This window comes from Streptomyces fagopyri (assembly GCF_009498275.1).
Lineage (GTDB): Bacteria > Actinomycetota > Actinomycetes > Streptomycetales > Streptomycetaceae > Streptomyces > Streptomyces fagopyri.
Map to the genome: position 1 here is coordinate 6114756 of NZ_CP045643.1, position 25792 is coordinate 6140547.

The 25792-nt window shown below is 69.6% G+C and carries 21 protein-coding genes; 15 read left to right on the forward strand and 6 right to left on the reverse strand.

Annotation, left to right across the window (positions count from 1 at the left end; genetic code table 11):
- Nucleotides 1-213: 213 nt before the first annotated feature.
- Nucleotides 214-1569: a replication initiator gene (locus GFH48_RS26345; RefSeq protein WP_153290619.1), complete on the forward strand. Its 1356-nt coding sequence runs from the start codon at nt 214-216 to the stop codon at nt 1567-1569.
- 350 nt (nt 1570-1919) lie between these two features.
- Here the strand turns inward: GFH48_RS26345 and GFH48_RS26350 are convergent, their stop codons facing one another.
- The 3 genes from GFH48_RS26350 to GFH48_RS26360 form a co-directional block, all read right to left on the reverse strand.
- A complete protein-coding gene (locus GFH48_RS26350) occupies nt 1920-3233 on the reverse strand; it encodes a hypothetical protein (RefSeq protein WP_153290620.1) in 1314 nt (437 codons plus the stop codon).
- The gene (locus GFH48_RS26355) at nt 3230-3571 is read right to left on the reverse strand and encodes a hypothetical protein (protein ID WP_153290621.1); all 342 of its coding nucleotides are present in this window, start codon (nt 3569-3571) and stop codon (nt 3230-3232) included. The genes GFH48_RS26350 and GFH48_RS26355 overlap by 4 nt, the downstream gene beginning before the upstream one ends.
- 81 nt (nt 3572-3652) lie before the next feature.
- Complete coding sequence (locus tag GFH48_RS26360) at nt 3653-5272, reverse strand: recombinase family protein (protein ID WP_153290622.1); 1620 nt, start codon at nt 5270-5272, stop codon at nt 3653-3655.
- 664 nt (nt 5273-5936) lie between these two features.
- Here GFH48_RS26360 and GFH48_RS26365 point away from each other — a divergent pair.
- Nucleotides 5937-7103, forward strand: a complete 1167-nt coding sequence (locus tag GFH48_RS26365; protein ID WP_194280674.1) for a hypothetical protein — start codon at nt 5937-5939, stop codon at nt 7101-7103.
- A gap of 363 nt (nt 7104-7466) precedes the next feature.
- Here GFH48_RS26365 and arsM read toward each other — a convergent pair whose 3' ends face one another.
- Nucleotides 7467-8264, reverse strand: coding sequence for an arsenite methyltransferase (gene arsM / locus GFH48_RS26370; protein WP_153290624.1), 798 nt, complete (start codon nt 8262-8264; stop codon nt 7467-7469).
- Nucleotides 8265-8371: 107 nt separating this feature from the next.
- Here arsM and GFH48_RS26375 point away from each other — a divergent pair, with 107 nt between their 5' ends.
- The 6 genes from GFH48_RS26375 to GFH48_RS26400 all read left to right on the forward strand — a co-directional run bounded on the left by GFH48_RS26375 (nt 8372) and on the right by GFH48_RS26400 (nt 13244).
- On the forward strand, nt 8372-8749 hold the full coding sequence (locus GFH48_RS26375) for an ArsR/SmtB family transcription factor (RefSeq protein ID WP_153290625.1): 378 nt from the start codon (nt 8372-8374) through the stop codon (nt 8747-8749).
- Nucleotides 8746-9519, forward strand: a complete 774-nt coding sequence (locus GFH48_RS26380; protein ID WP_153290626.1) for an aquaporin — start codon at nt 8746-8748, stop codon at nt 9517-9519. Before GFH48_RS26375 ends, GFH48_RS26380 begins: the two co-directional genes overlap by 4 nt.
- Entirely contained in the window at nt 9516-9926 is a 411-nt protein-coding gene (locus tag GFH48_RS26385) for an arsenate reductase ArsC (protein WP_153290627.1), read from the forward strand. The genes GFH48_RS26380 and GFH48_RS26385 overlap by 4 nt, the downstream gene beginning before the upstream one ends.
- 443 nt (nt 9927-10369) lie before the next feature.
- Nucleotides 10370-11008, forward strand: coding sequence for an RNA polymerase sigma factor (locus GFH48_RS26390; RefSeq protein ID WP_153290628.1), 639 nt, complete (start codon nt 10370-10372; stop codon nt 11006-11008).
- A complete protein-coding gene (locus tag GFH48_RS26395) occupies nt 11005-12069 on the forward strand; it encodes a CU044_5270 family protein (protein ID WP_153290629.1) in 1065 nt (354 codons plus the stop codon). The genes GFH48_RS26390 and GFH48_RS26395 overlap by 4 nt, the downstream gene beginning before the upstream one ends.
- Nucleotides 12070-12923: 854 nt before the next feature.
- Nucleotides 12924-13244 (forward strand): GYD domain-containing protein, encoded by a 321-nt coding sequence (locus GFH48_RS26400; RefSeq protein ID WP_153290630.1) that lies wholly within the window; start codon nt 12924-12926, stop codon nt 13242-13244.
- A gap of 72 nt (nt 13245-13316) precedes the next feature.
- Here GFH48_RS26400 and GFH48_RS26405 read toward each other — a convergent pair whose 3' ends face one another.
- Nucleotides 13317-13727 carry a cupin domain-containing protein gene (locus GFH48_RS26405; RefSeq protein ID WP_153290631.1) on the reverse strand — a complete coding sequence of 137 codons (411 nt, stop codon included), beginning with the start codon at nt 13725-13727 and terminating at the stop codon, nt 13317-13319.
- Nucleotides 13728-14638: 911 nt separating this feature from the next.
- On the opposite strand from GFH48_RS26405, the gene GFH48_RS26410 reads away from it, so the two are divergent.
- The 6 genes from GFH48_RS26410 to obgE all read left to right on the forward strand — a co-directional run bounded on the left by GFH48_RS26410 (nt 14639) and on the right by obgE (nt 23386).
- Nucleotides 14639-15802, forward strand: coding sequence for a hypothetical protein (locus GFH48_RS26410; protein ID WP_153290632.1), 1164 nt, complete (start codon nt 14639-14641; stop codon nt 15800-15802).
- Nucleotides 15803-15850: 48 nt separating this feature from the next.
- Nucleotides 15851-16627, forward strand: a complete 777-nt coding sequence (locus tag GFH48_RS26415; RefSeq protein ID WP_153290633.1) for a TIGR03936 family radical SAM-associated protein — start codon at nt 15851-15853, stop codon at nt 16625-16627.
- Between the two features lie 261 nt (nt 16628-16888).
- Nucleotides 16889-20968, forward strand: coding sequence for an Rne/Rng family ribonuclease (locus tag GFH48_RS26420; RefSeq protein ID WP_153290634.1), 4080 nt, complete (start codon nt 16889-16891; stop codon nt 20966-20968).
- Nucleotides 20969-21225: 257 nt separating this feature from the next.
- A complete protein-coding gene (gene rplU, locus GFH48_RS26425) occupies nt 21226-21546 on the forward strand; it encodes a 50S ribosomal protein L21 (RefSeq protein WP_006374708.1) in 321 nt (106 codons plus the stop codon).
- Between the two features lie 14 nt (nt 21547-21560).
- Entirely contained in the window at nt 21561-21815 is a 255-nt protein-coding gene (rpmA, locus tag GFH48_RS26430) for a 50S ribosomal protein L27 (protein ID WP_028802588.1), read from the forward strand.
- Between the two features lie 134 nt (nt 21816-21949).
- Nucleotides 21950-23386, forward strand: a complete 1437-nt coding sequence (gene obgE, locus GFH48_RS26435; protein WP_153290635.1) for a GTPase ObgE — start codon at nt 21950-21952, stop codon at nt 23384-23386.
- Between the two features lie 400 nt (nt 23387-23786).
- On the opposite strand, the gene GFH48_RS39770 is transcribed toward obgE, so the two are convergent.
- Complete coding sequence (locus tag GFH48_RS39770) at nt 23787-23912, reverse strand: hypothetical protein (protein WP_265590178.1); 126 nt, start codon at nt 23910-23912, stop codon at nt 23787-23789.
- Between the two features lie 169 nt (nt 23913-24081).
- Here GFH48_RS39770 and GFH48_RS26440 point away from each other — a divergent pair, with 169 nt between their 5' ends.
- Entirely contained in the window at nt 24082-25632 is a 1551-nt protein-coding gene (locus GFH48_RS26440; RefSeq protein WP_153290636.1) for an alkaline phosphatase D family protein, read from the forward strand.
- The last annotated feature ends 160 nt before the right edge of the window (nt 25633-25792 follow it).

Sequence of the window (25792 nt, forward strand, 5' to 3'; positions counted from 1 at the left end):
GGACGGCGTCACCGCTGCCGCGTCTGCCGCGGCACCGGAACCATCCGCTGACCCACGTCACCACCCCACCTCGCAAGGAGTGATCCCCATGGACGACAGCGCGCCACCCACCATCACCCGTGCCGCTTCGGCGGCCCACCCCGGAAGGCCACCACCATCACCCCGGACTTCACCCCGGCTGACAGGCGCGCCGCCCTCGACCGCGCGGCGCGCCTGCGTCAGCTCTCAGAAGCAGATCGGGATGCCATCCGCATCGCCCAAGACCCGAAGTTTCCGCGCTGGCTGGAGCAGGTAACCGCTACCGGCGGCTGCGCCCGCCCCGTCCACCTCTCTGGCTCCACCACCACCCTCGATGGCGGGACCGGGGAGATCCTCCAGCACTACGACACTCGTGACGAACCCGGGGAACGCCTCCTCGTCCGCTGCCGCAACCGACGCGCAACCGTCTGCCCGGCCTGCTCCCGCCTTCACGCCGGAGACACCTTCCACCTGGTCCGCGCCGGCCTCCTCGGCGGCAAGAACGTTCCCGAATCGGTCCGCCACCGGCCTCGGCTCTTCGTTACCCTCACCGCCCCATCCTTCGGCCCCGTCCACCGCGCTGGCGAGCAGTGCCGCCCCCGCCGCGATGGCGGAACCTGCGAGCACGGACGCCCCACCGGCTGCAGGACGGTGCACGCCTCAGATGCGCCGGTCGTCGGCCAACCGCTATGCCCCGACTGCTACGACTACACGGCCCACGTGCTGTGGCACGCGCACGCCTCCAAGCTGTGGGACCGATTCGTCATCGACGTCCGCCGCCGTCTCGCCTCCTCCGCGGGCCTCGTACAGTCCCACTTCGCCCGGCACGCCCGGCTGTCCTTCGCCCGCGTTGCCGAGTACCAGAAACGTGCGGCCGTACATGTGCACGCCGTCGTACGCCTCGACGGCCCCGACGGGTCGGAGGACGACCCTCCCGATTGGGGCACTGCGGAATTGCTCAGCGGTGCTGTGCGCGCATCTGCCTTCCGGGTCGTGGTCCGCACCCCCCACAGCCCCGCCGTGGGTGAGATGACGCTGCGTTGGGGCGCCCAAGTCGATGCGCGGTCGCTGCTGCCAGACGGTGAAGGTCCGGATGATGACGCGGTCGCGGCGTACGTGGCGAAGTACGTCACCAAAGGTGCGACCGACACAGGGGCCGGCACCGACTACCCGCTTGCGACCGAGGGTGACATTGCGTCCGCACCCGTGAACGACCACGTGCGCAGCCTGATGCGGATCTGTTGGAGTCTGGGCGGCCTCCCCGAATTTGAACCCCTCCGTCTCCGGGCGTGGGCGCACACTCTCGGCTACCGCGGACACATCCTCACCAAGTCCCGCGCCTACTCAACGACGTACGGAGTGCTGCGTGCCGAACGCGCTCGTCACGCGGGCTACGTCGACTTGCCCGACGCGATCACCGAGCGACAGTGGCGATACGTCGGCTCCGGCCACACACCTGGCGCGGCTCATATCGCCGCTGGCATTGCCGATGACCTCGCCGAGTCTCGATGCCTGGCTTTGGAGGCGCAACGAGAGAGGGAACGGCACTGACGACTAAGCGCGGTTCTCAGCTCGTAAGCCCTTTGCCCCTGCCGGGCGACAGCGGAGGCAACACAGCCACCATGATCGAAAGTGAGATTGTGATAGTGGACGACGACGGGATGGAAGAACCGTTTAATACGGCGTCGTGGTTCGTATCGGGGAGGACGTCCGGAGCCGCACTGTGAGCTTCGCTCTGCGCCAAGTCCCAGAGGGCCGACGCGCGCTACGTGCCTGCTTCCGCGTCCAGCGGTTCCTCGGTTCGGCCTTAGCACAAGTGACTGCTCTCGCTCATCACCAACCGTTTTGGGTACACAGAGGTTGGTTTCGGGAGTAAATCGCGTTGGCCACGAAGGCGATGGCTACCGCCAACCGCATAGCTGTCGCGTCAACATCGCACACTGCTTGTTGGAAATGCTTACGAGAGGTTCATAGTCGGCATTTAGGTGCAGGCCATCTATCTCGAAAGCACTAGTAGCCAAGAAGGGCTCAGCGCCGCCTTCAGATATGGCCGAATAGTGACGACTGTTGAACTTTGCGAAGCGGCCGACATAGTCGTTCAGGATGTCTCCGCACCCCAAGTACTCATCCATAGACATGGGCACCTCAACGCTAAGGTCGACAGCATCGTCCAAGTATCGCATCAACAAGCCGAGTGAAATATGCCTGAAGGAAAGCCAGCGTCGCACGTCCGTGTGGTGATGATCAAGGCTTTCAAGTCGCCCGGACATGAATCTGGTGAGCTTATCCGCATATTGCAGAAAGCGCAGATTCTGGAGGCCTAGCGATACGGCAAGCAATGCACCGACGTACCCCATTTCGCGTTGCAGGACCCTGGCAGCAATATCTGCACCTAGGGCATCACATATACACTCTTCCAAAAGTTCCGCATCCTGCAGTACCACATCAATCAAGTCAATCCGAGGGTCCCACCGTCGACTCGAACGGGATTTCATTCGCTCGACGTAGATAGAAATTTCATTCGCGTCTGGATCGCGGCCGGCACGCCTACGGAATCCGTCGACCCAACTGGCAAGCGCATCTTTTATGACCTCTGAATCATCGACGTGTTGACTTTTCGATCGCTCCCACTCATCGCCCAGCTTCAGGAGCGAGATAAAATTGCGCTTTACTGCACTATTTCCAATAGTACGGTGACGGTAAAAGAAGTGCGCGACCTCGTGCGCAATCACAAAAGCCTCTTGAGCTGCAGTGAAGAGTGCGCGTGTTTCCCGCTCTTCGATCAAGGGAAGCCAGCGGTATTTGCCAGCCCGCGAATAGCAAAGTGCGTGATCAAGCGCCCGCCTGGGGGCTCCGTTAGCAAGATTCAAGCAGGCCCAGAGCTTGTGCAGGTAAGTTTCGATGTAGCGCTGTTCGAAAGGTTCGAAGATGAATCGGTTCAACTTATTGAATACTTGCCCTCCGAACTGATCGTAAATCACATAGGTAGTGCCGTCGAGGGTGAAATTCTCGGCCTTAGGGTTGCATGAATAAGTAGGTACGAGAGAAAGGCTACCCAGCCGTTGTGGGTGGGCAATTTTTCGCACGTAATCTAGGGCCTGGGCGGCGAATTGTGAGTATAAATGCTTCAACTCCGGCAGGGCGCTGTCGAGCGATTTCGACCCTCGCGTTGCTGAAATGAATGCATGAGCAGCTTCCGTGCTAGGGGAACTCATTCGGTGCCGTCCTGATTTCCTGTCGCATCCGGAGGGTCATCTATTTCGCCCTGAAGGTCCCGAATTAGTTGCTCCAAATCTGCTCGAGTCAGTTGCTCGATGCGTTCTCCGTCTCGCGAAATTACCGTCCGCTGATTACGGTCAACCCGACTCGAGAGCCATTGATAGAAGATCGGGATCGTTGCTGCAGTGAGAGTCGTTACTGCCTGTACGACAGTGTCCCCATCTAGGGCGCGACTTTCCATCAGGGGTGCGTCTTGGGCTATTTCAGCTCGCAGCAACTCCAGGTCGCTTACTTCCAGCTGATCCACTTCAATCACTACCTGTATCGCGGCCATGACTATTTGACTGCTCTGCGTCAAAGATCCATAAACGCTGTGACTCCAGGGGATGCGCGTTCGATATTGCCTACTGTGGTACTAGAAGGCGTCGGCGAAGTCGTCTTCCTTGAGTATCAGGCGGTCCCGCACGTCCTTCGGGATCATGAGTTTCATGCGGATGTGCGGGGCACGTACGCCCTGGACCTTGCTCCTTGTGACCTCGCACCTCACACCTACCCGGAGCAGATCGGCGGCCATGGCCTCCATGCCGCCTTCCTCCCAGCGGCTACGGAACGTCTTGCCGTTGTGCACAGCGACCCACCGGTCCTGCGTCGACTCCGGGTCGATGGCCTCCAGTTGTTTGATGAGGTCGTCCAACGTCTTCTCCGCCTTCTCCTTGGTGAAGCGCGTCTTCGTGAATCGTCCCCCAGGCTCCAGACCAGTCATGTAGTAGTTGGTGGCCTCTTCCAGGCGCTGAAGCTCCCTTCGGGCCTCAGCACCTTGCCGGTACTCGCGCGTCATGACCGGCTCGCCCCCGAGAACCTTCAGGACGTCGTCCACAAGCTTGCTGTAGATCTCTTCGGGGTTCGGAGCGCCATGACCGCCAGCCTTGCACTTCCCGCAGCGTAGGTAGGAGTACGACCGTCCCTTGACCCGGTTCGTCTGCACGATCATGTTCGAGTTGCAATCACGGCAGATCAGGACGCCGAGGAACTTTGTCGCGCCGCCGGGTTGTCTGGTGGGCTGGTTCCTCCCGCGGCGGTCCAGGGCCTCCTGAACACTCTTGAACTGCTCCTCGGTGAAGATCGCGTCGGCCACGCGGATGGGCTGGGCGTTGTCGCCAAGGACCACCTTCGATCGGCGTACGCCTCCGTTCTTGTCCTCTTCTACGCGGTAGCCCATGAGAGCGGGGTTTCTGAGGCGACGGAGCATCGTGGATGTTGTCAGTCCCGGCCCGCAGTAGCCGGCTCGTACGAGGACCTTGGCCATGCGGCGGGCGGAAGCGGGCCTGGGCCGTAATGCTGCGTCACGACACCAGTGCAGTGCTCGGTAGGCGTCCTTGTCGATGACGAGCGTGATCCTGCCGTCTTCGGTCTCCGCCGTCTCGTATCCATAGGCGGGCTTGCCCACGAGCCAGTCGCTTTGGCTCTTCGTGTAGTCCCAGAGGCTTGCGACCCGGGTGCTCGTGTTGGTCGCCTCGATCTCGGCAATGCCGCCGACGATCGTGATCATGATCTTCCCGGCGGTGGTGGTCAGGTCGATCGAGTCGTTTTTGGAGACGAGGTTCTTCCCGTACTTCAGACACCAGTCGATCATGGTGCTGAGGTCGGTCAGGCGTCGTACGAAGCGGTCCAGCTTCCAGAAGAGGATCTCGTCGAACTCCGGCGCCCGGTTGTTGAGCCAGTCCCCGAGCTCCTTGCGCTTCCAGGGCGGAACCTTCATCGCCGACACGTTGAGATCGCTGGCCACGCCCACGACTCGGCAGCCGCGGTCCAGAGCCAGTTTGCGGAGGTCGAGCTCCTGGCGGACGGGTGACGTCGTGTCGTCGGTGAGCACGGACAGCCGTACGGACAGCAGGGCCCGCGGAGCGTCGTTGGGTAAGAGTGCTTCAGCCTTCTTCAGATCTCTCAACAGGGCTAAGTCGGTTGGCGTCCACTCGGCCTCAACTGAGTACCGGTTGCGGTCAGTTGCGGTGCGCGTCCTCGTTCGCTTCGCCATGACCAGCACAGTAGCCGTTTTAGGCACGTTGGCATATGGCCGCAGATGGACACCCACATCCAGATCGGCCCGACCGGCAAGAAGCTGCTGCCGCTGACGGTCAAGAACGCTGCGCCGGCGCCGGCCGCGAGCGGTCACGCGCACTGAGGTGAGGAGCCTGGTGCTCGATCGGGTGGTTGAGGCGTTGGCGGGGGTTGGCGAGGGTGAGGTCGTCGCGGTGGTGGCTGCGGCAGGCACTTCTGGCCCTCGCTGCTCCGCGCCGGCGGTGCCCACCCGGACGCCGTTGCCGCGCCCCGGAGCGTCTTCGGCGATCGTCTCCGGGGTGGACTGGGTGTAGGGCGGGTTCGCCGCTGCCAAGGGGAACAGCGACCATCCGAGCCCCCTTCCTCGACCGGGAGGGGGCTTGTTGGCGCTTCACGACCTGCGGGTCCGTGCGCCTCGGCCTCCCTGAACGGCACCGAGTCCCAACTGTCTCCACCACCGGTTCACGGCGCCGCACACGCGCGGCGCTCGACCGGTCCGCGCGCCACCGCTCCTGCCCCACGCCCCGGACTTCCCGGTCGAGCGCCGCGCCAGGGGGGGCGCCCGTCGGCCACGGCGACCGGGTGACGGACAGCAGGTCTCTTCGGGTTGCCCTCACCGACCGAACGACGGAGTGGCCCGCGTGGCTCCCTGTGCCGGAAATCATCTAGGCACATTCTCGGCACTGTCGCGCATCCGTGTTGCGCGCCCCCGCAGGTCGTATGCCTGGAGACCGTCGATCCAAAAGAGGGATGCCGTCTTGCCCGCACTGCGAGCCCTTGCCGGTGCCGCCGCGATTGCCGCGGCCGCTACCGCCGTCACCGCTGTCCCCGCCGTTGCCCACAGCCCTGAGCATGTGCGGTGCAAGGCGAGTTCTCTTGTCGCCGCCATCGCCAGAGCCAACGCCCGAGGTTTTGGTGACCTCCGTCTCGCCAGAGGCTGCGTCTACGACTTCACGGCAGCCGCCTCGGGCGATGACGCGACACCTCCCGTCACGGTGCCCGTCACCATCGACGGACACGGCGCCACGCTCCGGCGCGGTACCACCGCGAACCTCTTCCGCCTCCTCGATGTCGCAGCCGGTGGGCGGGTGACACTCAGCGATCTCAAGATCGAGAACGGCGAGGTGACCGGCGACGGTGGGGGCGTCCTCGTCCAGGACCGGGGGACACTCCACGCGACATCTGTCCTCGTCAAAGGGAACACCGCCGGTAACAACGGTGGCGGCATCGAGAACCTGGGAACCCTGAGGCTCGTTCGATCCAGGGTTGCCGACAACGAGGCCGCGGGTTCCGGTGGGGGGATTTCCAGCGAGGGCTCCACCTCCGTCATCTCCACCTCGATCGAGGGCAACACGGCCGGCAGATTTTTTGGCGGAGGGGTGTTCAACGACGACAGGATCACCATCAGCCGCAGTTCCATCACCGGCAACAGGGTTACGGCAGGTGACGGCGGCGGCCTCTGGAACGACTCCCGGATGACCGTCGACGACACCACGATCGTCGACAACACCGCCAGCGACCACGGAGGAGGCGTCACCAACGCGCAGCTCGGAAGAGCCACCTTCAACCGGAGCACCATCAAGAGGAACACCGCCCTTCTGCTGGCCGGCGGTGTCTACAACGTCAACCCCGGCTCCCACCTCGTCCTCGACCACAGCTCCGTCACCAAGAACAACGCGGGCAATGCCCCTGGAGGCGTGTTCGACGGGACCGGAAGCGTCGTGGTGAACAAACGCTCCCCCATCACGGGAAACCGTCCTACCAACTGCGTCGGCAGCCCGTCTCCCGTGGCCGGTTGCACCGGCTGACCAGTCCGCATCCCGCCGCGGGCCCTGGGCGGCATACCGCCGGAACCCGGTCCGTCGAGTCAGGGCGCCGAGTGACGCGGCCGTCGCGGGTACCCGAAGGTGGATTCGGTCCTACGAATCGGCCCGGTTGCCGAGCAGTTGCCGCCTCTGACGGGCAGGAACGCGACGCCGGCGCCGAGCGGTCACGCGTACTGACGTGAGCGAGGCGCTCCGTACGAGCCCTGAGGCCCCTCCCGATCGGGAGGGGCCTCAAGGCTGTCCGGGTCGGTTCTGGCCACCGCGGCCGGATGCGGTCTGTGCCCCTGTGGCCGTGACGCCGGGGTCGGCGGAGGCCTCTGCGGGTGTGCGGAAGGCGTCGACGCCTCAGCACGTATCGGCCGACCCGGTCGTCCGGGATGTCTTGGCCCCGCTCTGGGGCTTGGTGGCGTGGACGACGGCGGAGTGCATGCCGTCGGCCACTGAGTGGGTGGGGGTGATCCCGACGTCCATGAACCCCGCCGCCTCGAGGCCTTCCCGGTACTCGGTGAAGGACAGGGCGCCCGCGACGCAACCGACGTGGTCGCCGCGCCCGGCGCGCTGGGCGGGGGTGAGGGTGTCGTCCGCGACCACGTCCGAGACGCCGATGCGGCCGCCGGGCGTCAGGACACGGAACGTCTCGGCGAACACCGCCGCCTTGTCTGTCGACAGGTTGATCACGCAGTTGGAGATCACCACGTCGATGCTGCCCGCGGGGAGCGGGATGGCCTCGATGGTGCCCTTGAGGAACTCGACGTTCGTCGCGCCCGCCTTCTTGGCGTTGGCGAGGGCGAGTTGGAGCATCTCGTCAGTCATGTCGAGGCCGTAGGCCCTCCCCGCGGGGCCGACGCGGCGGGCGGAGAGCAGGACGTCGATGCCGCCACCCGAGCCGAGGTCGAGGACGCGTTCGCCTTCGCGGAGATCGGCCACGGCGGTCGGGTTGCCGCAGCCCAGTGAGGCGGCGACGGCTCCGGCGGGCAGGGCGTCGCGCTCGTCGGCCGCGTAGAGGGTGGCGCCGAAGTGCTCCTCCACCTCGCCCGGATGCGGCCCGCGACACGCGGTGCCGCCCTCGGTGACCTTCACGGCCGCGGCGGCGTACCGCCGGCGGACGGTCTCGCGCAGAGTCTCAGCGGGCTGCTCACTCATCGTCACTCACTCCTGGATGACGGGGCACGGCAGGTCCTGGAAGAGCTTGTATTGATGTTTGTTGATGCAACCTTGCGCCTTGGATCGAAAAACGTCAACATAGACGCATGTCGAAACAAAGACTTGAGGTGACGGGCCAGGAGGTGGACGGCGCCTGCTGTCAGGGGCTGGCCTCGGCCCCGCTGTCCGCGGATCGGGCCGTCGAACTGGCGAAGGTGTTCAAGGCGCTGGGTGACCCGGTGCGCCTGCGGCTGCTCTCGATGGTCGCCTCGCGGGAGGGCGGCGAGGTGTGCGTCTGCGAGCTGACGCCCGCGTTCGAGTTGTCGCAACCGACGATCTCCCACCATCTCAAGCTGCTCCGGCAGGCCGGACTCATCGACTGTGAGCGGAGGGGGACCTGGGTCTACTACTGGGTGCTCCCCGGCGTACTGGACCGGCTGGGCGCGTTCCTGACCACCCCTGAGCCCGTGGGGGTGACCGTGTGAGCGCGTCGCTGGGACAGCGTGCCGTGGCCGAGCTGGTGGGGACCGCCGTGCTGGTCGCGGTGGTGGTCGGGTCCGGGATCCAGGCGACGGAGCTGTCGCGGGACGTCGGCGTGCAGTTGCTCGCGAACTCCCTCGCCACCGTCTTCGGCCTGGCCGTGCTGATCACGCTGTTCGGGCCGGTCTCCGGGGCCCACTTCAACCCGGTCGTCACCCTGGCCGTCTGGTTCACCGGACGGAAGAACGGTGACGGGATGACCGCACGCGAAGCAGCCGTGTACGTCCTCGCCCACATCGTGGGCGCGATCGGCGGCGCGGTCCTGGCTGACGCGATGTTCGCCGAACCGCTGGTGAAGTGGTCCACGCACGACCGCTCCGGCGGCCATCTGTGGCTGGGCGAGATCGTGGCCACCGCCGGGCTGATCCTGCTGGTCCTCGGCCTGGGCCGGACCGGTCGCGCCCACCTCGCATCAGCCGCGGTGGCGTCCTACGTCGGGGCCGCGTACTGGTTCACGTCCTCGACGTCGTTCGCGAACCCGGCGGTGACCATCGGTCGGGCCTTCACCGACACGTTCGCGGGAATCGCCCCCGCCTCCGTCGCCCCGTTCATCGCCGCGCAACTGGTCGGTGCCGCTGTCGGCCTGGGGCTGTCGGCGGTGGTGTTCGGCCGAACGGCGCCCGCTGCGACAGGTGCCGTCGTCCCTCACGGTGGGACCGAACCCGCTCCGTCCGCTCCCCGAGCCCGCCTCTCCGCAGAAAGACACCTGCCATGAGCACTGCCACCCCGCGTCCGTCCGTGCTGTTCGTCTGCGTCCACAACGCCGGGCGGTCCCAGATGGCCGCCGCGTTCCTCACGCACCTCGCGGGCGACAGGGTCGAAGTCCGCTCGGCCGGCTCCGCTCCCGCCGACACGGTCAATCCGGCGGTCGTCGACGCGATGAGGGAAGTCGGCATCGACATCTCCGCGGAGACCCCGAAGGTGCTGACCGAGGAAACGGTGCGGGCATCCGACGTCGTGATCACCATGGGGTGCGGTGACACCTGCCCGGTCTTCCCCGGCAAGCGGTACCTCGACTGGCGGCTCGACGACCCGGCGGGGCAGGGCGTCGACGCGGTGCGGCCGATCCGCGATGAGATCGCACAGCGCATCCGTGGCTTGCTGGCCGATCTGGATGGCTGACCCGGTTGTCGGGCCGTGTGACGCGGCCCGTGTCCGCGGATGGACACCCACGTCCCGTCCGGCCCGACGGGCAGGAAGCTGCCGCTGCCGGTCAAGAACGCGGCGCCGGCTCCCGCTTCGCGTGGTCACGCGCACCGACGTGAGCGGGGCGCGCGACCGATCGGGTGGTCGAGGCTCTGGCGGGGTGAGCGAGGGGGAGGTGGCGGCTGCGTCGGCTGCGGTAGGCACGTCGGGCCCTCGCCGCCCCTCCGCGCCGGCGGCGTCCCCGGCGCGGTGTGGGCGGCGCCCTCTCGGACGCCGTTGCCGAGCCGTGGAGCCGTTGCGGGGATCGTCCAGGAGGCGGAGTGGATCCGAGGGCAGTTCGGCGCCGCCAGGGGGAACCGGGCCCCCACCGTGTGACGCACACCACGGGAACCCGCCCCGCCGTCTGGACAAGGACTGACGTGGACTACTCATTGCACACCCGGATACGGGCAGGCGACCCGGAGGCGTTCCGCGAGCTCTTCCGTGACCACGCCCGACTGGTCCACCGGCACGCGGTGCGCGTGACCGGGGACTGGACCGTCGCCGAGGACGTCGTCTCCCTGACCTTCTTGGAGGCGTGGCGGCTGCGCGCCAGACTGCGGGACGAGGGCGACAGCCCGCGCCCCTGGCTGATGGGCATCGCAGTGAACGTACTGCGCAACACCACCCGTGCCGCGCGCCGTCATCAGCGGGCCCTGCAACGTCTGCCGGCCAAGGAGACGGTCCCGGACTTCGCCGACGAACTCGTCGGCCGCATAGCCGATGCCGACCAGTTGGCCGCCGCCCAGCGGGCGCTGAAGAAGCTGAATCGCAGTGAGCGCGAGGTCTTCACGCTCTGTGTGTGGTCCGGGCTCGGCTACGCGGAGGCGGCGGCAGCACTCGGCATCCCGGTCGGCACCGTGCGCTCGCGCCTGTCCCGCGCCCGCGGACGGCTGAGCAAGCTGGCCGAGGAAGAACTGAGGAAACGCGGGGAACCACCGTCGGGCGACGGACAAGTACAGGGCGGCCGCACCTCTGCGGCCCGGTCGCACGAGTCGTACGAGGAGGGGTCCGAATGATCCGCAAGAAGCCGCGGCGCGAGGAGTCGCCGGACTACGCGGAGCTGGCGCGTTTGCTGCCGGCACCCGGAGACCCGCACCTGTCGCTCGACCGTCACCTGCTTCTCGAGGAGCACCTGATGAACGAGTTCCGGTCCACCGCACCCGCCCCCGCGTCGTCCCGCCGCCCGGCCCGCCGTGTCCTGCTGATCGGTGTCCCGGTCACCGCCGCCGCCCTGGCCGGCGCGTTCGCCTTCACCGCGCTGACCAATTCCGCGGGCGGCGACCCGGCCGTGGCCACCCCGCCCCCGGTCGAAGCGCCGGTCGTCCGCATCGAGCCCGGCAGCACCGCCCAACTGGCCTCCACCGTCGAGCACATCGCCGCCGCCGCGTCGGCCCGCGAGACGCCCGAACCCGGCCCGGGCCAGTACATCTACATCAAGAGCAAGGTCTCCTACGTCACCGTCTCGCACACCGACAAAGACGACTCCAAGGCATGGGTCCAGCCCCTGCACATCCGTGAGGTCTGGAGTTCTCCCGACGGCAAGCAGGGCTGGCTTGACGAGCCCGGCTACCAGCCCAAGGGCGGCAGCACCCTCGACAGCGACGTCGAGCCCAGCTGGGGCGCCGCCTCCTACGACTACCTCAAGACGCTGCCCACCGACCCGGACGCCCTGCTGAAGAGGATCTACAAGGAGACCAAGGGTCAGGGGAACTCCCCGGACCAGCAGGCATTCACCACGGTCGGCGACCTGCTCAACGAGGAGATCGCGCCGGCGAAGCTGAACGCGGCGCTGTACCGGGCCGCGGCCAAGATCCCCGGGGTTGTGGTGGTGGAGCATGCCCAGGATGCCGCGGGTCGCGAGGGCATCGCCCTGGCCCACGTCGACCAGCGGAGCGGCGACCGCACCGAGTGGATCTTCGACCGCGGGACGTACACCTATCTCGGCAGCCGCGCTGTCCAGGTCAAGCAGGCCGACGGCGTCAAGCCCGGCACGGTCATCAACTGGACCGCCGTGCTGGAGCGGGCCGTTGTGGACGCCCAGAAGCAGCGTCCCGGCGCGCAAGGCACCCGTGCGTGAGAACGCGATCGCCCCGCTGAGCAGTGCGTGCGGTGCCACGCGATCACATCGAGCGGCGGTTGGTGGCTTGACCTGAACACAGGTGAGCTGCCGCGCCCGCTCACCGCGTCGACACCCGCTGGAATTCGACTGGGGTGCTTTTCAGGGGGCCCTTCAAGGGCGATTGCCCGGCCAGGGGAAAGCCGTGGTCGTCCCCGGGTACTACCAGCCGTACTGGGGGAGTCGGCCCGCCGGAGGACTGCGGCGGCAGATGGGAACGCGCATGCAAATCGACCCCACGGAAAGGAAGTTGCTTCCACTGACGGTCAACAGCGGGGCGCCGGCACCTGCTTCGAACGGTCACGTGCACTGAGGCGAGCCTGGACCTCTGTCGGGGGATCGAGGTGTTGGCAGGAGCGAGGGAGGACGAGGCCGCCGCGGCGTTGGCCGCGGTAGGCACTTCGAACCCTTGCTTCTCCGCGCCGACGGCCCGGGGCGCGGCCATGGCTCCGGCGGGGGATCGGCTGGCACCGGGATGGAGGGGGCACCGTTTCCGCCCGCGGGCCCGTAATGGTGTGCACCGGGTGCGTACGTGTGTGGCCTGAATCACTAACGGGCCTCGTGTGTACAGGGCATGACGTGAATACGGCTTCGGACTTACGTGGAATCAGCCAGTCAGGGCCCGACGCAACATCTGGTGGCCGCGCGAAAGGGGCACCCCAGATGTGGCGGGCATGCGTCCGGATTCTCCCGTGGCGGTCCTGCCGGGGTGCTCGTCTCGCGAGAGTGAATGCGGCCGCTCGTGCGTGGCGGACGGGGCGACAGCGGGAAGGTCCTTCCGGAAACCGGACCAGCGACGGGCAGGAAGCATCCCCATGCCGAAGTTCCTCATCCAGGCCTCCTACACGCCCGAGGGCGCCGAAGGTCTGCTCAAAGAGGGTGCGAGTGGCCGTCGCGCCGCCGTCGACCGGGTCGTCACCGGCCTCGGTGGCAGCGTCGAGGTCATGTACTTCGCCTTCGGGGAGGACGACCTCGTGTGCGTCATCGACCTCCCCGATCCGGTGTCCATGGCCGCCGTGAGCCTCACCGTCAAGGCCAGCGGCGCCCTCCACACCCGTGCCACCCCTCTCCTCACCCTCGACGAGATCGACGAGGCCGCCCGCCGGCAGGTGACCTTCCGCGCTCCCGGCGCGTGAGCGGGAGGACCTGACGCCGCCCGGCGCCCCGTTCCGGGCGGTTCGGTGCTCGGCCGGGGCCGATGGCGGTCATCAGGGCCGGGTGAACCGCAGGTGTCGTCGTTCGGCCAGTTCCTCCGCGCCGACCACGGTCAGGATCGGCGTGCCCGGAAGCGCGAACATGGTCACCACCAGCTGCGACTGCGCGTCGGGGAGGTTGTTGCCTCCCTGGTAGTGGATCACGTCGCCGCCGGGTTCGAACACGGCGTCCCCGGCCTTCAGCACCCGGGGCGGTTGCCCCTCCAGCTCGAAGAGGATCTCGCCCTCGGTCACGTAACCGAAGATCGGCCCGGGGTGACGGTGCGGCGGTGCGCCCGGGTCGCCGGGTGACAGGGTGACGCGGACGGTTCTGGCCTCGGCACCGGCCGGGATCCGCGACGCCGCGTCCGGCAGGGTCGCGATCACCTCGACGCCCGGGGGCAGGTGTGCGTGCTCAGCGCTCATGTGTTCCTCCAAACAGGGACTGTCCGCAGGAACGACAAGACGGCTTCCTCGTTTGTGACAGCCCCACGCGGCGAACCTGCCGGAGCCCCGCCGGAGAGCCGGTGGTGCGAGCGGATCGGGACGGCCGCGTGCCGGGCGCCACCGTGACCTCCCGCGCACCGCGGAGCCACATCAGTCACATGGAGCCACATCAGTCAGTGGAGTCACAACGCTCGGCGGAGCCGCGGGGGCGGTCGGCCCGGTCGGGCGCGCCACCCATTCGGCGACGTCCGTGCGACGTGCGTGCGAGGGCTGTGACGCGCCGGGGGCGTCGGCCGGGCTCGGCGCGGTGAGTCGACGGCGCGGTTCTCGGAGCACCGCCGCCGGCCGCCGCAGGTCGTGACCAGGCCCGCCCGGAGCGTGGAATTCGGGGCGGGCCATGGGTCATTGCGGATCGTGCGGTACGCGGGGCGTCTCTCGCCCCGTGGCGCGGCACGCGAGGCTTCGGTCAGCCGCGGCGCAGCATCATGACGACGGCGACGATGACGATGATGAGGACGACGGTGCCCAGTCCTATGTACATGGGTTTCTCTTTCCTTCTAGGGAGTGGCACCGTTCGGTGCCTCAGGGAGCCGAGTGCCCCCGTCCGGTCCTTTCAGCCCACCCGGATGTGTCTGTTGCTCCGCTGTGACCCGCTCCCGTACTCCTGACGCGGCGCCCGCCCCGCCCCGGCCCGTCCGTCACCGGAAGGGCGTCGCGACTGCCGCCGAGCCGGCTCGTTCGGCGCGTTCGGTGAAGTCGGCACCAGGGCCGAGGGGTTGAGCCGTCCACGAGAGCTCGTACGGGCGGCCGTGGAGGCCGCCGCGGGACGCCGGACCGACCCGGACGCGGTCGCGCGCATCCAGACGCCGGGGTGACGCGTCTCCTTCGGTATGGATCTGGAGAAGCGGCCCGCCGAGCGACCCGTGCCCCGGGCCGAGGGGTGCCTCACGGTCGCTGTCCGGCTGCCGGTGCGGATCGTCGTGTTCGTGCTCGTGGTGCCGGTGCGCATGGCGTGGGACGCGCTGGTCGCCGGCGGGCGGCTGCTGCGCGACACCGTGCTGCGGCCGGCGGGACGGGCGCTGCTGTGGGTGGCGTGGGCGGTGGCCGTGTGGCCGTGGGTGACGCTGTGGCGGTACGTCGTGGTCCCGGCCGGCCGGATCCTGGGGTGGTTCGGATACGTGCTGCTGGTGGTCCCCGCCGTCCAGCTGTACGACCGGGTGCTCACCCCCCTGGGGCACGCGGTCGCGTGGGCCGCGCGGGGGACCGGCGCCGCGCTCGCCCGGGTGCTCCGGGGTGTTCTCGCCGGGCTCGGCCGGGTGTACGTGTGGGTGCTGGTGCCCGTGGGACGTGTGCTCGCACGGCTGCTCAAGGGTGCCGGGACCGGCCTCGCGGCTGTCGGGCTCGGGGTGTACAGGACCGTGGTCTGGCTCACGCGGTATCTGATCGTCGTACCGGCGATGTGGCTCTACGAGTGGGTCCTCGCGCCCGCCGGCCGGGCCGTCGCGTGGACGGCGCGCGGACTCGGACAACTCGTACGGATGATCTTCGTAGGGATCGGTACCGCTCTCCACCGGACACTGTGGGTCCTGCTCGTCCTGCCCGCGCTCGCGGTGTGGCGCTGGGTGCTGGTGCCGGTGGGACGCGTCCTCGCTGTCGTCGGCCGGGAGGCCGTGGACGCGTTCGCACATGCCTGGCGGGTGGCCGGGCATCTCTCGCTCGCCGTCGGACGCTTCCTCGCGTGGCTGCTCCGGCGGGCCTTCGTGGAGCCCGCGCGCTGGGCGTACCGGACCGTGCTGACCCCGCTCGGGCATGTCGTACAGGACACCGTCCTGCGGCCCGCCGCCGAGGCCGCGCGCGCCGCGGGCCGGATCACCCGGCAGGCCCTGGCCGCCGCCCGCGAGTCCGCGCGGCAGGCCCGTGCCGACGTCCGCCGGATGCTGTTCGGCACGCCCCGCGAGCCCGAGCCGCTCCGGCCGGCGAAACCCCGCGGGGAACCGGGAGCCGCCGCTGCACGTACTCTAGGTAGCAGTACGACCGCTCTCACGAAGGACTGAACGACACTGGGCAAGCGACAGCCCGAAGGCCCGCCGCCCGCACCCGCGGTGCAGCGCATCCGACTGCGCTACACCAAGCGCGGCCGCCTCCGGTTCACCAGCCACCGTGACTTCCAGCGCGCCTTCGAGCGCGCGCTGCGCCGTGCCGAGGTGCCGATGGCGTACTCGGCGGGGTTCACGCCGCATCCGAAGGTGTCGTACGCCAATGCCGCACCCACCGGCACGGGCAGTGAGGCGGAGTACCTGGAGATCGCGCTCACGGCGGCGCGTGACCCTCAGAAACTGCGTGAGCTCCTCGACGAGTCGATGCCTGTCGGGCTCGACATCATCGAGGCGGTCGAGGCCCGCACCTCGGGTCTCGCCGACCGGCTCACCGCGTCCGTGTGGGAGCTGCGCCTCGACGGCGTGGCACCCGAGGACGCGGAGCGCGCGGTCGTGGCCTTCACCGCGGCCGACTCCGTGGAGGTCCAGCGCAGGACCAAGAACGGGATGCGCACCTTCGACGCCCGTAGCGCGGTGGCGAGCCTGGAGGCGCACTCCGCGCAGGCTGATAGGCCGACGGACCAGCCCTGTGCGATACTGCGGCTGGTTGTTCGGCACGTGACGCCTGCCGTTCGACCCGACGACGTCCTGTCCGGTCTTCGCGCCGTGGCCGACCTGGCGCCGCCGGTCGCCGCAGCGGTGACCAGGCTGGCGCAGGGGCTGTTCGATGAAGAGACCGGCACGGTGACCGACCCGCTCGCGCCCGACCGCGAGGCAGTCACGGCCGCCCCAGCCGATCGCACAGGGGCCGCCACAGCTGCCGCCGCGAAGGCGTCGGCGTAAGGAAGGTCCCGCGTAGGGACGGATGTCGTAGCGCCGCCCTCGTATCCGGGAGCCACCTGGGTCGGGCAGCGCACCCACCAGAAGACTTTCGCCAGGCCGTACGCACACATGGCGTACGGAACCGGCGAGACAGGACACAGAGAGCTCCCGTGCGGCGCCCGCGCCCCGGACGGCGGCACCGCGCATCGCGCGAGCCGCGGACGTCACCGGCACTGCCGGACCAGGCGCGGCGCCCGGGAGCCTGACGGGAGATCCACCCGCATGCTCGAGCCGACCGAACCCAACGAGCCCTCCACGGGCTCCGACAACAACACCCCCAGCGACACCCTGCCGCCGCGGCGCCGCCGCCGTGCGGCGTCGCGTCCGGCCGGTCCGCCCACGGGCGCGGCCGAATCCGGGGCCGTGGCCGAGACCACCGCCCCGGCCATACCGCCGGTGGCATCCACCGAGGCCGTAGCGGCCGCCGAGGCCGAAGAGGCCGAGGAGACGGTGGAGGAAGCGGTGGCCGAGGCCGCCGTCGCCGAGTCGACCCCGGCCGACAGCACCGACGCCCCGGACATCAACGCCCCGGACACCGACGCCGAGGACACCGCTCCGCGGCGCAGCCGCCGTCGTGCCACCCGCCGGGCCTCCGCGCCCGCCGGTACGCCCGTGACGGCGGAGGCCGCGGAGACCGTGGTCGACGCTCCCGAGGCATCGGCCCCCGCCGTGGAGGCCCAGGACGGGCAGGACGCCGCCGAAGAGGCCGCGCCCGCCGCCCGCCCGCGCCGCCGCGCCACCCGACGTGCCTCCGCACCGACCGGCACGCCCCAGGCCGCCGCGAGCGTCGAGGCGGCCGAGACCGTCGTGCCCGCCGAAGCCGCGCCGGAGCCGGTGGCCGCCGAGGCCGAGGCGCCCGTCACCGAGGACGCCGCACCGCGTCGTACCACCCGACGTCGCGCCACCCGGCGCGTCTCCGCACCCGCCGGTACGCCCGAGGGCGACACCGCCGACGAGCGTGTGGAGGCGCCCGTGTCCAGCGAGACCCAGCCCAGTGAGAGCGGGCCCAGCGAGACCCGCCGCTCCGGCGAGAGCACCGCCACCGAGTCCACGGAGTCCGCCGAGACCACGGAGTCCGCCGAGGACGGTGCCCCGCGCCGCGGCCGCCGCCGTGCGACCCGCAAGGCGGCCGTCGGTTTCTCCGCCCCCGCGCCGAAGGAGACCGAGTCCGGACGACGCCCCGCGCGTCCGGCCGTCGCCGTCTTCCAGGCGCCGGTGTTCACCGAGCCCATGTTCCAGACGCCGGAGCGGGCCGCGGCCGCGGCCGCGGCCGCGGCCGAAGCGGCGGAGGAGGCCCTGGAGGCTCCCGAGGCCGACGAGGTGACCGAGCCGGTCGTGGCCCCCGAGCCCGTCGAGGCCGCCGAGGAGACGACCGGTGGTCGCCGTCGTCGCCGCCGCCGGGCCGTCGAGGACGAGCCCGTGGCCGCCCCCGCGAAGGCCGCCCCCGTCGAGACCGTCGACGAGGCGGAGGAGGCCGACGAGTCCGCCGAGGACGTCGCCGAGGGTGACGAGTCCGACGAGGAGGAGTCGGCCGGTTCGCGCCGTCGCCGCCGCCGTGGTGGCCGTCGCCGTCGCCGTGGTGAGTCCGCCGACGCGGACGGCGAGGCCGGTGACGACGAGTACGCCGCCGAGCAGGCCGCGCAGGACGCCGAGGACACCGCCGAGCAGTCCGCCGAGGACGCGGAGGACGCCGAGAACGCGGAGGACACCGACGAGCGCGACGAGCAGGGCGGCTCCAGCAGCAGCCGTCGCCGTCGTCGGCGTCGCCGCCGTGCCGGTGACTCCGGCACGGAGGCCGAGTCCACCGAGAGCGACCCCGAGCGCACCGTCGTCAAGGTCCGCGAGCCCCGCGGCAAGAAGGACGACCACCCGAGCGACGAGGTGCAGTCCATCAAGGGCTCCACCCGCCTGGAGGCGAAGAAGCAGCGCCGCCGCGAAGGGCGCGAGCAGGGCCGCCGCCGTGTTCCGATCATCACCGAGGCCGAGTTCCTGGCCCGCCGTGAGGCCGTCGAGCGCGTGATGGTCGTCCGTCAGAGCGGCGAGCGCACCCAGATCGGCGTCCTCGAGGACAACGTGCTCGTCGAGCACTACGTCAACAAGGAGCAGTCGACCTCGTACGTCGGAAACGTCTACCTGGGCAAGGTCCAGAACGTGCTGCCGTCGATGGAGGCCGCCTTCATCGACATCGGCAAGGGCCGCAACGCCGTCCTGTACGCCGGTGAGGTCAACTTCGAGGCGCTCGGCATGGCCAACGGGCCGCGCCGCATCGAGGTCGCCCTCAAGTCCGGCCAGTCGGTCCTCGTGCAGGTCACCAAGGACCCGATCGGCCACAAGGGCGCCCGCCTCACCAGCCAGGTCTCGCTGCCCGGCCGCTACCTGGTGTACGTGCCCGAGGGCTCGATGACCGGCATCAGCCGCAAGCTGCCCGACACCGAGCGCGCGCGTCTGAAGACCATCCTCAAGAAGATCGTCCCCGAGGACGCGGGCGTCATCGTGCGCACCGCCGCCGAGGGCGCGAGCGAGGACGAGCTGCGCCGTGACGTCGAGCGTCTGCAGGCGCAGTGGGAGGACATCCAGAAGAAGGCGAAGAGCGGCAACGCCCCGACGCTGCTCTACGGCGAGCCGGACATGACCGTCCGCGTCGTCCGCGACATCTTCAACGAGGACTTCTCCAAGGTCATCGTCAGCGGTGACGAGGCGTGGGACACCATCCACGGGTACGTCGCGCACGTCGCGCCCGACCTGACCGACCGGCTGTCGAAGTGGACCTCCGAGGTCGACGTCTTCGCGACGTACCGCATCGACGAGCAGCTGATGAAGGCGCTGGACCGCAAGGTCTGGCTGCCCAGCGGTGGTTCGCTGGTGATCGACAAGACCGAGGCGATGGTCGTGGTCGACGTCAACACCGGCAAGTTCACCGGTCAGGGCGGCAACCTCGAAGAGACCGTGACCAGGAACAACCTGGAGGCGGCCGAGGAGATCGTGCGCCAGCTGCGGCTGCGCGACCTGGGCGGCATCGTCGTCATCGACTTCATCGACATGGTGCTGGAGTCCAACCGGGACCTGGTGCTGCGGCGCCTCCTGGAGTGCCTGGGACGCGACCGTACGAAGCACCAGGTGGCCGAGGTGACCTCGCTGGGCCTCGTCCAGATGACCCGCAAGAGGGTCGGCCAGGGCCTGCTGGAGTCCTTCTCCGAGACCTGTGTCCACTGCAACGGCCGCGGTGTCATCGTCCACATGGAGCAGCCCACCTCCGTAGGGGGCGGCGGCAAGCGCAAGAAGCGCGGCCGTGGCGGTGCGGACCAGACGCACGAGCACGACCACGACCACGAGCAGACGCACGAGGCCGCGGAGGAGTCGGAGACGGTCGAGTCCGAGGCCGAGGTGGCCGCCGAGGCCGCCGCGCCGACGCAGCCCGTGGCGGAGTTCCGGGCCGACGAGGAGTTCTACAGCAGCGCCGCCGAGGCGGAGGCCGCGGCGTCCCGTGGCCGTTCGCGGCGCCGCGCCACCCGGCGTGCCTCGGCCCCCGCGGGTGCGCCGAAGGCCGAGGAGCGTGCTCCCCGGAGCCGGCGCGAGGAGCGGGCCGAGCGGGCTTCCCGTGAGGCAGCCGAGGCCGAGCCGGTCGCGGTCGAGGACCCGGTCGTCGAGGCCCCCGCGGTCGAGGCCCCGGTGGCCGAGGCCGTCGCGGTGACGGAGGCCGCGCCGGCCCACGCCGTCGAGGACGAGGCCGCTCCCAAGGGCCGTACACGGCGCCGTGCGACGCGGAAGGTGTCGGCTCCGGCCGGTTCCCCGAAGGCGGCGGAGGAGGCCGCGGTCACGGTCACGGAGCCGGTCGCGGCGCCCGCGCCGGAGGTCCCGGCCGAGCAGGCCGCCGAAGCGCCCGCGGAGGTGCCCGTCGAGAGCGCGGCCCCGGCCCGCCCGCGTCGGCGCGCCGTCCGCAAGGCGACCGCGCCCACCGCGTCCGAGGAGGCGGCCGTCATGGTCGTCCCGTCGGTGACGGCCGAGACGCCGGCCGAGTCCCCCGTGGAGAGCGGGCAGGACCGGGCGGCCGAGGCCGGCGCGGAGACCGAGGCTCCGGCCCCGGCCAGGAAGACGGCCGCCCGCAAGACGGCCGCCAAGAAGACGACGGCGAAGAAGACCGTCGCCAAGAAGACCGCGGCCAAGAAGACCGTCGCCAAGAAGGCCACCACCACGGCCAAGAAGACGACGGCGAAGAAGACGGCCGCCAAGTCGACGTCGAAGAAGACCGCGGCGGCGGAGCAGACGCTCCCCTCCGTCACGGCCTCCACCGACGAGGGCTGAGTCCCGCCCCGGTGCCCCGGTTCTCCGCCCTTCGGCGGAGCCCGGGGCACCGGCGTGACCGGTGGCACATCCGCGGGGCCCGACCTGGTTTGACCCTTTCGGTCGTGGCCCCGTAACCTTGCCCCTCGGCGTGTTCTTCGATGCGCCGCGATCCCGTAAACCTTTTTCCTCCCGGTGCCATGTGTCCTGGGAGAGGCCGTTCGCTTCTGCGCGTGGCTGGACTGCGGGGTTCCGTCCCGAGTGAGAGAGAGATCCGCGTGTACGCCATCGTGCGCAGCGGTGGTCGCCAGCACAAGGTTGCTGTGGGCGACATCGTTGAGGTTGACAAGATTTCCACTGCCAAGGTTGGCGACACGGTCGAGCTCTCGACCCTGCTCGTTGTCGACGGCGACGCCGTGACCAGCGACCCGTGGGTCCTTGCCGGCATCAAGGTCCAGGCCGAGATCGTGGACCACCACAAGGGCGTCAAGATCGACATCCTTCGCTACAAGAACAAGACCGGTTACCGCCGTCGTCAGGGCCACCGCCAGCAGTACACGGCGATCAAGGTCACTGAGATCCCCGCGGCTGCGAAGTAAGGGACTGAGGAGAGATGGCACACAAGAAGGGCGCATCGTCCACTCGGAACGGTCGCGACTCCAATGCTCAGCGGCTCGGCGTGAAGCGCTTCGGCGGTCAGGTCGTCAACGCCGGTGAGATCCTGGTCCGCCAGCGCGGCACCCACTTCCACCCGGGCAACGGCGTCGGCCGTGGCAAGGACGACACGCTGTTCGCCCTTGACGCCGGTGCGGTGGAGTTCGGTACCCACCGTGGCCGCAAGGTCGTGAACATCGTTCCGGTCGCCTGACCGGTTCTTTCGCGAGGCGGACCTCACTTCCCGTACGGGAAGCGGGTCCGCCTTTCGCGTGTTGACATTGAAATACAGTACGCAAAAGACATTCCGTACGTACTGACGTAACCGAAGTGCTGGAGGCACCCCCCATGACCACCTTCGTGGACCGCGTCGAGCTGCATGTCGCCGCGGGTAGCGGAGGCCACGGCTGTGCCTCCGTGCACCGGGAGAAATTCAAGCCGCTGGGCGGCCCCGACGGCGGGAACGGCGGCCGGGGCGGTGACGTGATGCTGGTCGTCGACCAGTCCGTCACCACGCTGCTCGACTACCACCACAAGCCGCACCGCAGCGCGACCAACGGCAAGCCCGGCGAGGGCGGCAACCGTTCCGGCAAGGACGGTCAGGACCTGATCCTGCCGGTGCCGGACGGCACCGTCGTGCTGGACAAGGCGGGCAACGTCCTCGCGGACCTCGTCGGCCACGGCACGTCGTACGTCGCCTCCCAGGGCGGCCGCGGCGGTCTCGGCAACGCGGCGCTGTCCTCGGCCCGCCGCAAGGCCCCCGGCTTCGCGCTGCTCGGTGTGCCCGGAGACTTCCAGGACATCGTCCTGGAGCTGAAGACCGTCGCGGACGTGGCGCTGGTCGGCTACCCGAGCGCGGGCAAGTCGTCCCTGATCTCCGTTCTGTCGGCGGCCAAGCCGAAGATCGCGGACTACCCGTTCACGACCCTCGTCCCCAACCTCGGAGTGGTGACGGCGGGCGAGACGGTCTACACGATCGCCGACGTGCCCGGTCTCATCCCCGGTGCCAGCCAGGGCAAGGGCCTCGGCCTCGAGTTCCTGCGGCACGTGGAGCGCTGCAGCGTGCTGGTGCACGTCCTCGACACGGCGACCCTGGAGTCCGAGCGTGACCCGGTCACCGACCTCGACATCATCGAGGAGGAGCTGAAGCAGTACGGCGGTCTCGGCAACCGGCCCCGCATGGTGGTCCTGAACAAGATCGACGTACCGGACGGCAAGGACCTGGCCGAGATGGTCCGCCCCGAGCTGGAGGCGCGCGGCTACCGCGTCTTCGAGGTGTCCGCGGTCGCCCACATGGGTCTGAAGGAGCTGTCGTTCGCGCTGGCCGAAGTGGTCGGCTCGGCGCGCGCCGCCAAGCCCAAGGAGGAGGCGACCCGGATCGTCATCCGCCCGAAGGCGGTCGACGACGCGGGCTTCACCGTGGTGCAGGAGGAGGAGGGCCTCTTCCGCGTGCGTGGCGAGAAGCCCGAACGCTGGGTCCGTCAGACGGACTTCAACAACGACGAGGCCGTCGGCTACCTCGCCGACCGCCTCAACCGCCTCGGCGTCGAGGCGGTGCTGGTGAAGGCGGGCGCCCGCTCGGGCGACGGCGTCGCCATCGGCCCCGAGGAGAACGCCGTCGTCTTCGACTGGGAGCCGACGGTCATGGCGGGCGCCGAGATGCTCGGCCGCCGTGGCGAGGACCACCGCCTCGACACCTCCCGGCCCGCCGCGCAGCGCCGCCGTGACAAGCAGGCGGAGCGGGACGACGCGGACAAGGAGTACGACGACTTCGAGCCGTTCTAGGCACAGTCCGGCCCCGCGGGGCCGCGTCGTCCCCGGTGAACGGCGGGGACGACGTGGTGTGCGGTGGGCAGCCGAGCGGGTGGACCGGAGGGCGTAGCGGGCGCGGACGTGGATGTACCCGCTCCGCGCCCGACTTCCTTCCAGCCGCCCGGAGTTCACGTGCCCCTGCCGGAGTGCCTCCCGCGGCGAACACGACGTGCGGCCGTCGTCGCGCTGTCGCTGCCCGCCGCGACGGTCACCGCCCTGCCGGCCGCCACGCCGGGTCGGTGTGGGTACTGCGGTCGACCTCCTCCGGGGTGACGGCGAAGGGCTCGTTCACCTTCGGTGCGGGCATCCCCGGCACTGTCGCCACCGGTGCCCGGCCGGCCCCGGGGTTCAACGGCTGAGAGATCGTCAGGACCTAGAAGCGGTCGGCCACCTGGAGACCGCCGGACACCTGGAGACCGTCGAAGACCGGGAGACCGTCGAAGACCGGGCGCGTGCCGGACATCGAGAGCGCGCCGGACGCCGGGCGCGTGCCGGACACAGGGAAACCGCCGGACCCGTCGCGTCGCAGGGGGCCTTCCCCACCGCGGCGGGTCGCTCTTTGCTCGCCTATTTGTCATGCGCTTGATGAACTCCGTTCAGCGACCGTGTCGTTGCGCCGTGTGAGCCTTCTGATGTCCGAGGGGCCACCGAAGCAAGGGAGTTCGCCGATGACCGGAGCATTCTCACGCGATCGACGCCGCTTACTCACCGCTGGGGGCGCGGTGCTCGGTGCGGCGGCCACCACCCAGCTGTGGCGGCCCACCACCGCCCGCGCGGCCGAAACACCCCTGCCCGGGGAGGTGTTCACGCTCGGCGTGGCCTCCGGGGACCCGCTGCCCGACGCCGTCGTGATCTGGACCAGACTCGCACCCGACCCGCTCGGCGGCGGTGGCATGCCCGACCGCGCGGTGCCGGTGGAATGGGAGGTCGCCGAGGACGCCCGCTTCAGAAGGCCGGTACGGAGGGGCGTCACGCAGGCGCTGCCCGCGTACGGGCACAGCGTCCACGTCGACGTACGCGGTCTGCGCCCCGACCGCGCCTACTGGTACCGCTTCCGCGCCTCGGGCCGGCTCTCGCCCGTCGGACGCACCCGCACCGCGCCGCACCCGCACAGCCGCGGCGGCTCGCTCCGCGTCGCCCTGGCCTCCTGCCAGAACTGGCAGAACGGCTACTTCACGCCGTACGCCGACATGCTCGGCCAGGACCCGGACCTCGTCCTGTTCGTCGGTGACTACATCTACGAGTCCGCGCCGTCCGCGACGGCCGTCCGCCGGCACGAGGGCGGCGGGGAGCCGTACACGCTGGTCGAGTACCGCAACCGCTACGCGCAGTACCGCACCGACCCGCACCTCGCGGCGATGCACGCGGCCGCGCCCTGGGTGGTCACCTTCGACGACCACGAGGTCGACAACGACTTCGCCGGCGAGGTCCCGCAGGACCCGGCCAAACAGTCGCACGACGCCTTCGTGGCCCGGCTGACGGCCGCCTACCAGGCGTACTACGAGCACATGCCGGTCCGGGCGACCGCGGTCCCGGACGGGCCGCACATCCAGATGTACCGACGCCTCGACTTCGGCCGGCTGGTCCGGCTGAACGTGCTGGACACCCGGCAGTTCCGCAGCGACCAGGCGACCGGCCGGGCGGGCGCCGAGGACCCCTCGATGACCATGCTCGGCGCCGCGCAGAAGGAGTGGCTGCTCGACGGCCTGCACCACTCGCCGGCCCGCTGGAACCTCATCGCCTCGCAGATCATGATGGCCGAGACCGATCTGCAGGTGGGCGAGGGCAAGCTCTGGTACTACGACGCGTGGGACGGCTACCAGGCCGAACGCAACGCGCTGATGGGCGAGTTCGCGAGCGTGCGCAACCCCGTGGTGCTGACCGGCGACCGCCATCTCAGCATGGTCAGTGATCTCAGGCGGGACTTCGCGGAGCCGGACTCCGACGTCGTCGGCGCCGAGTTCGTGGGGACCTCGATCTCCAGCGGCGGCGACCAGGACCAGGCCGCGTTCCACGCGGAGTGGGACCCGCGGATGCCGGACAACCCGCACTGGAAGTTCATCGACGCCCACCGCGGCTACCACCTCTTCGACATCGGGCGCGACGGCATCGACGCGACGGTGCGCGCCCCCGGGACGGTGCTGCGGCCGGACGCCGCCTCCAGCACGCTGGCCCGGCTGCGGGTCGAGGCGGGGAAACCGGGCGTACGCCTGGTCTGACCGTCCGGACGGGAACGCTCCGGCGCTCACGGATCTCCCCGGCCCGCCCCGACCCGCGGGGCCGGGGGACTCACGTGGTCCCGGAGCGTTCCCGGGTGTGACTCGGGTGAGAGATTCGACGCACCCGCCCGGAAGGCCGGCCGCCCGGCCCCCACCGCCA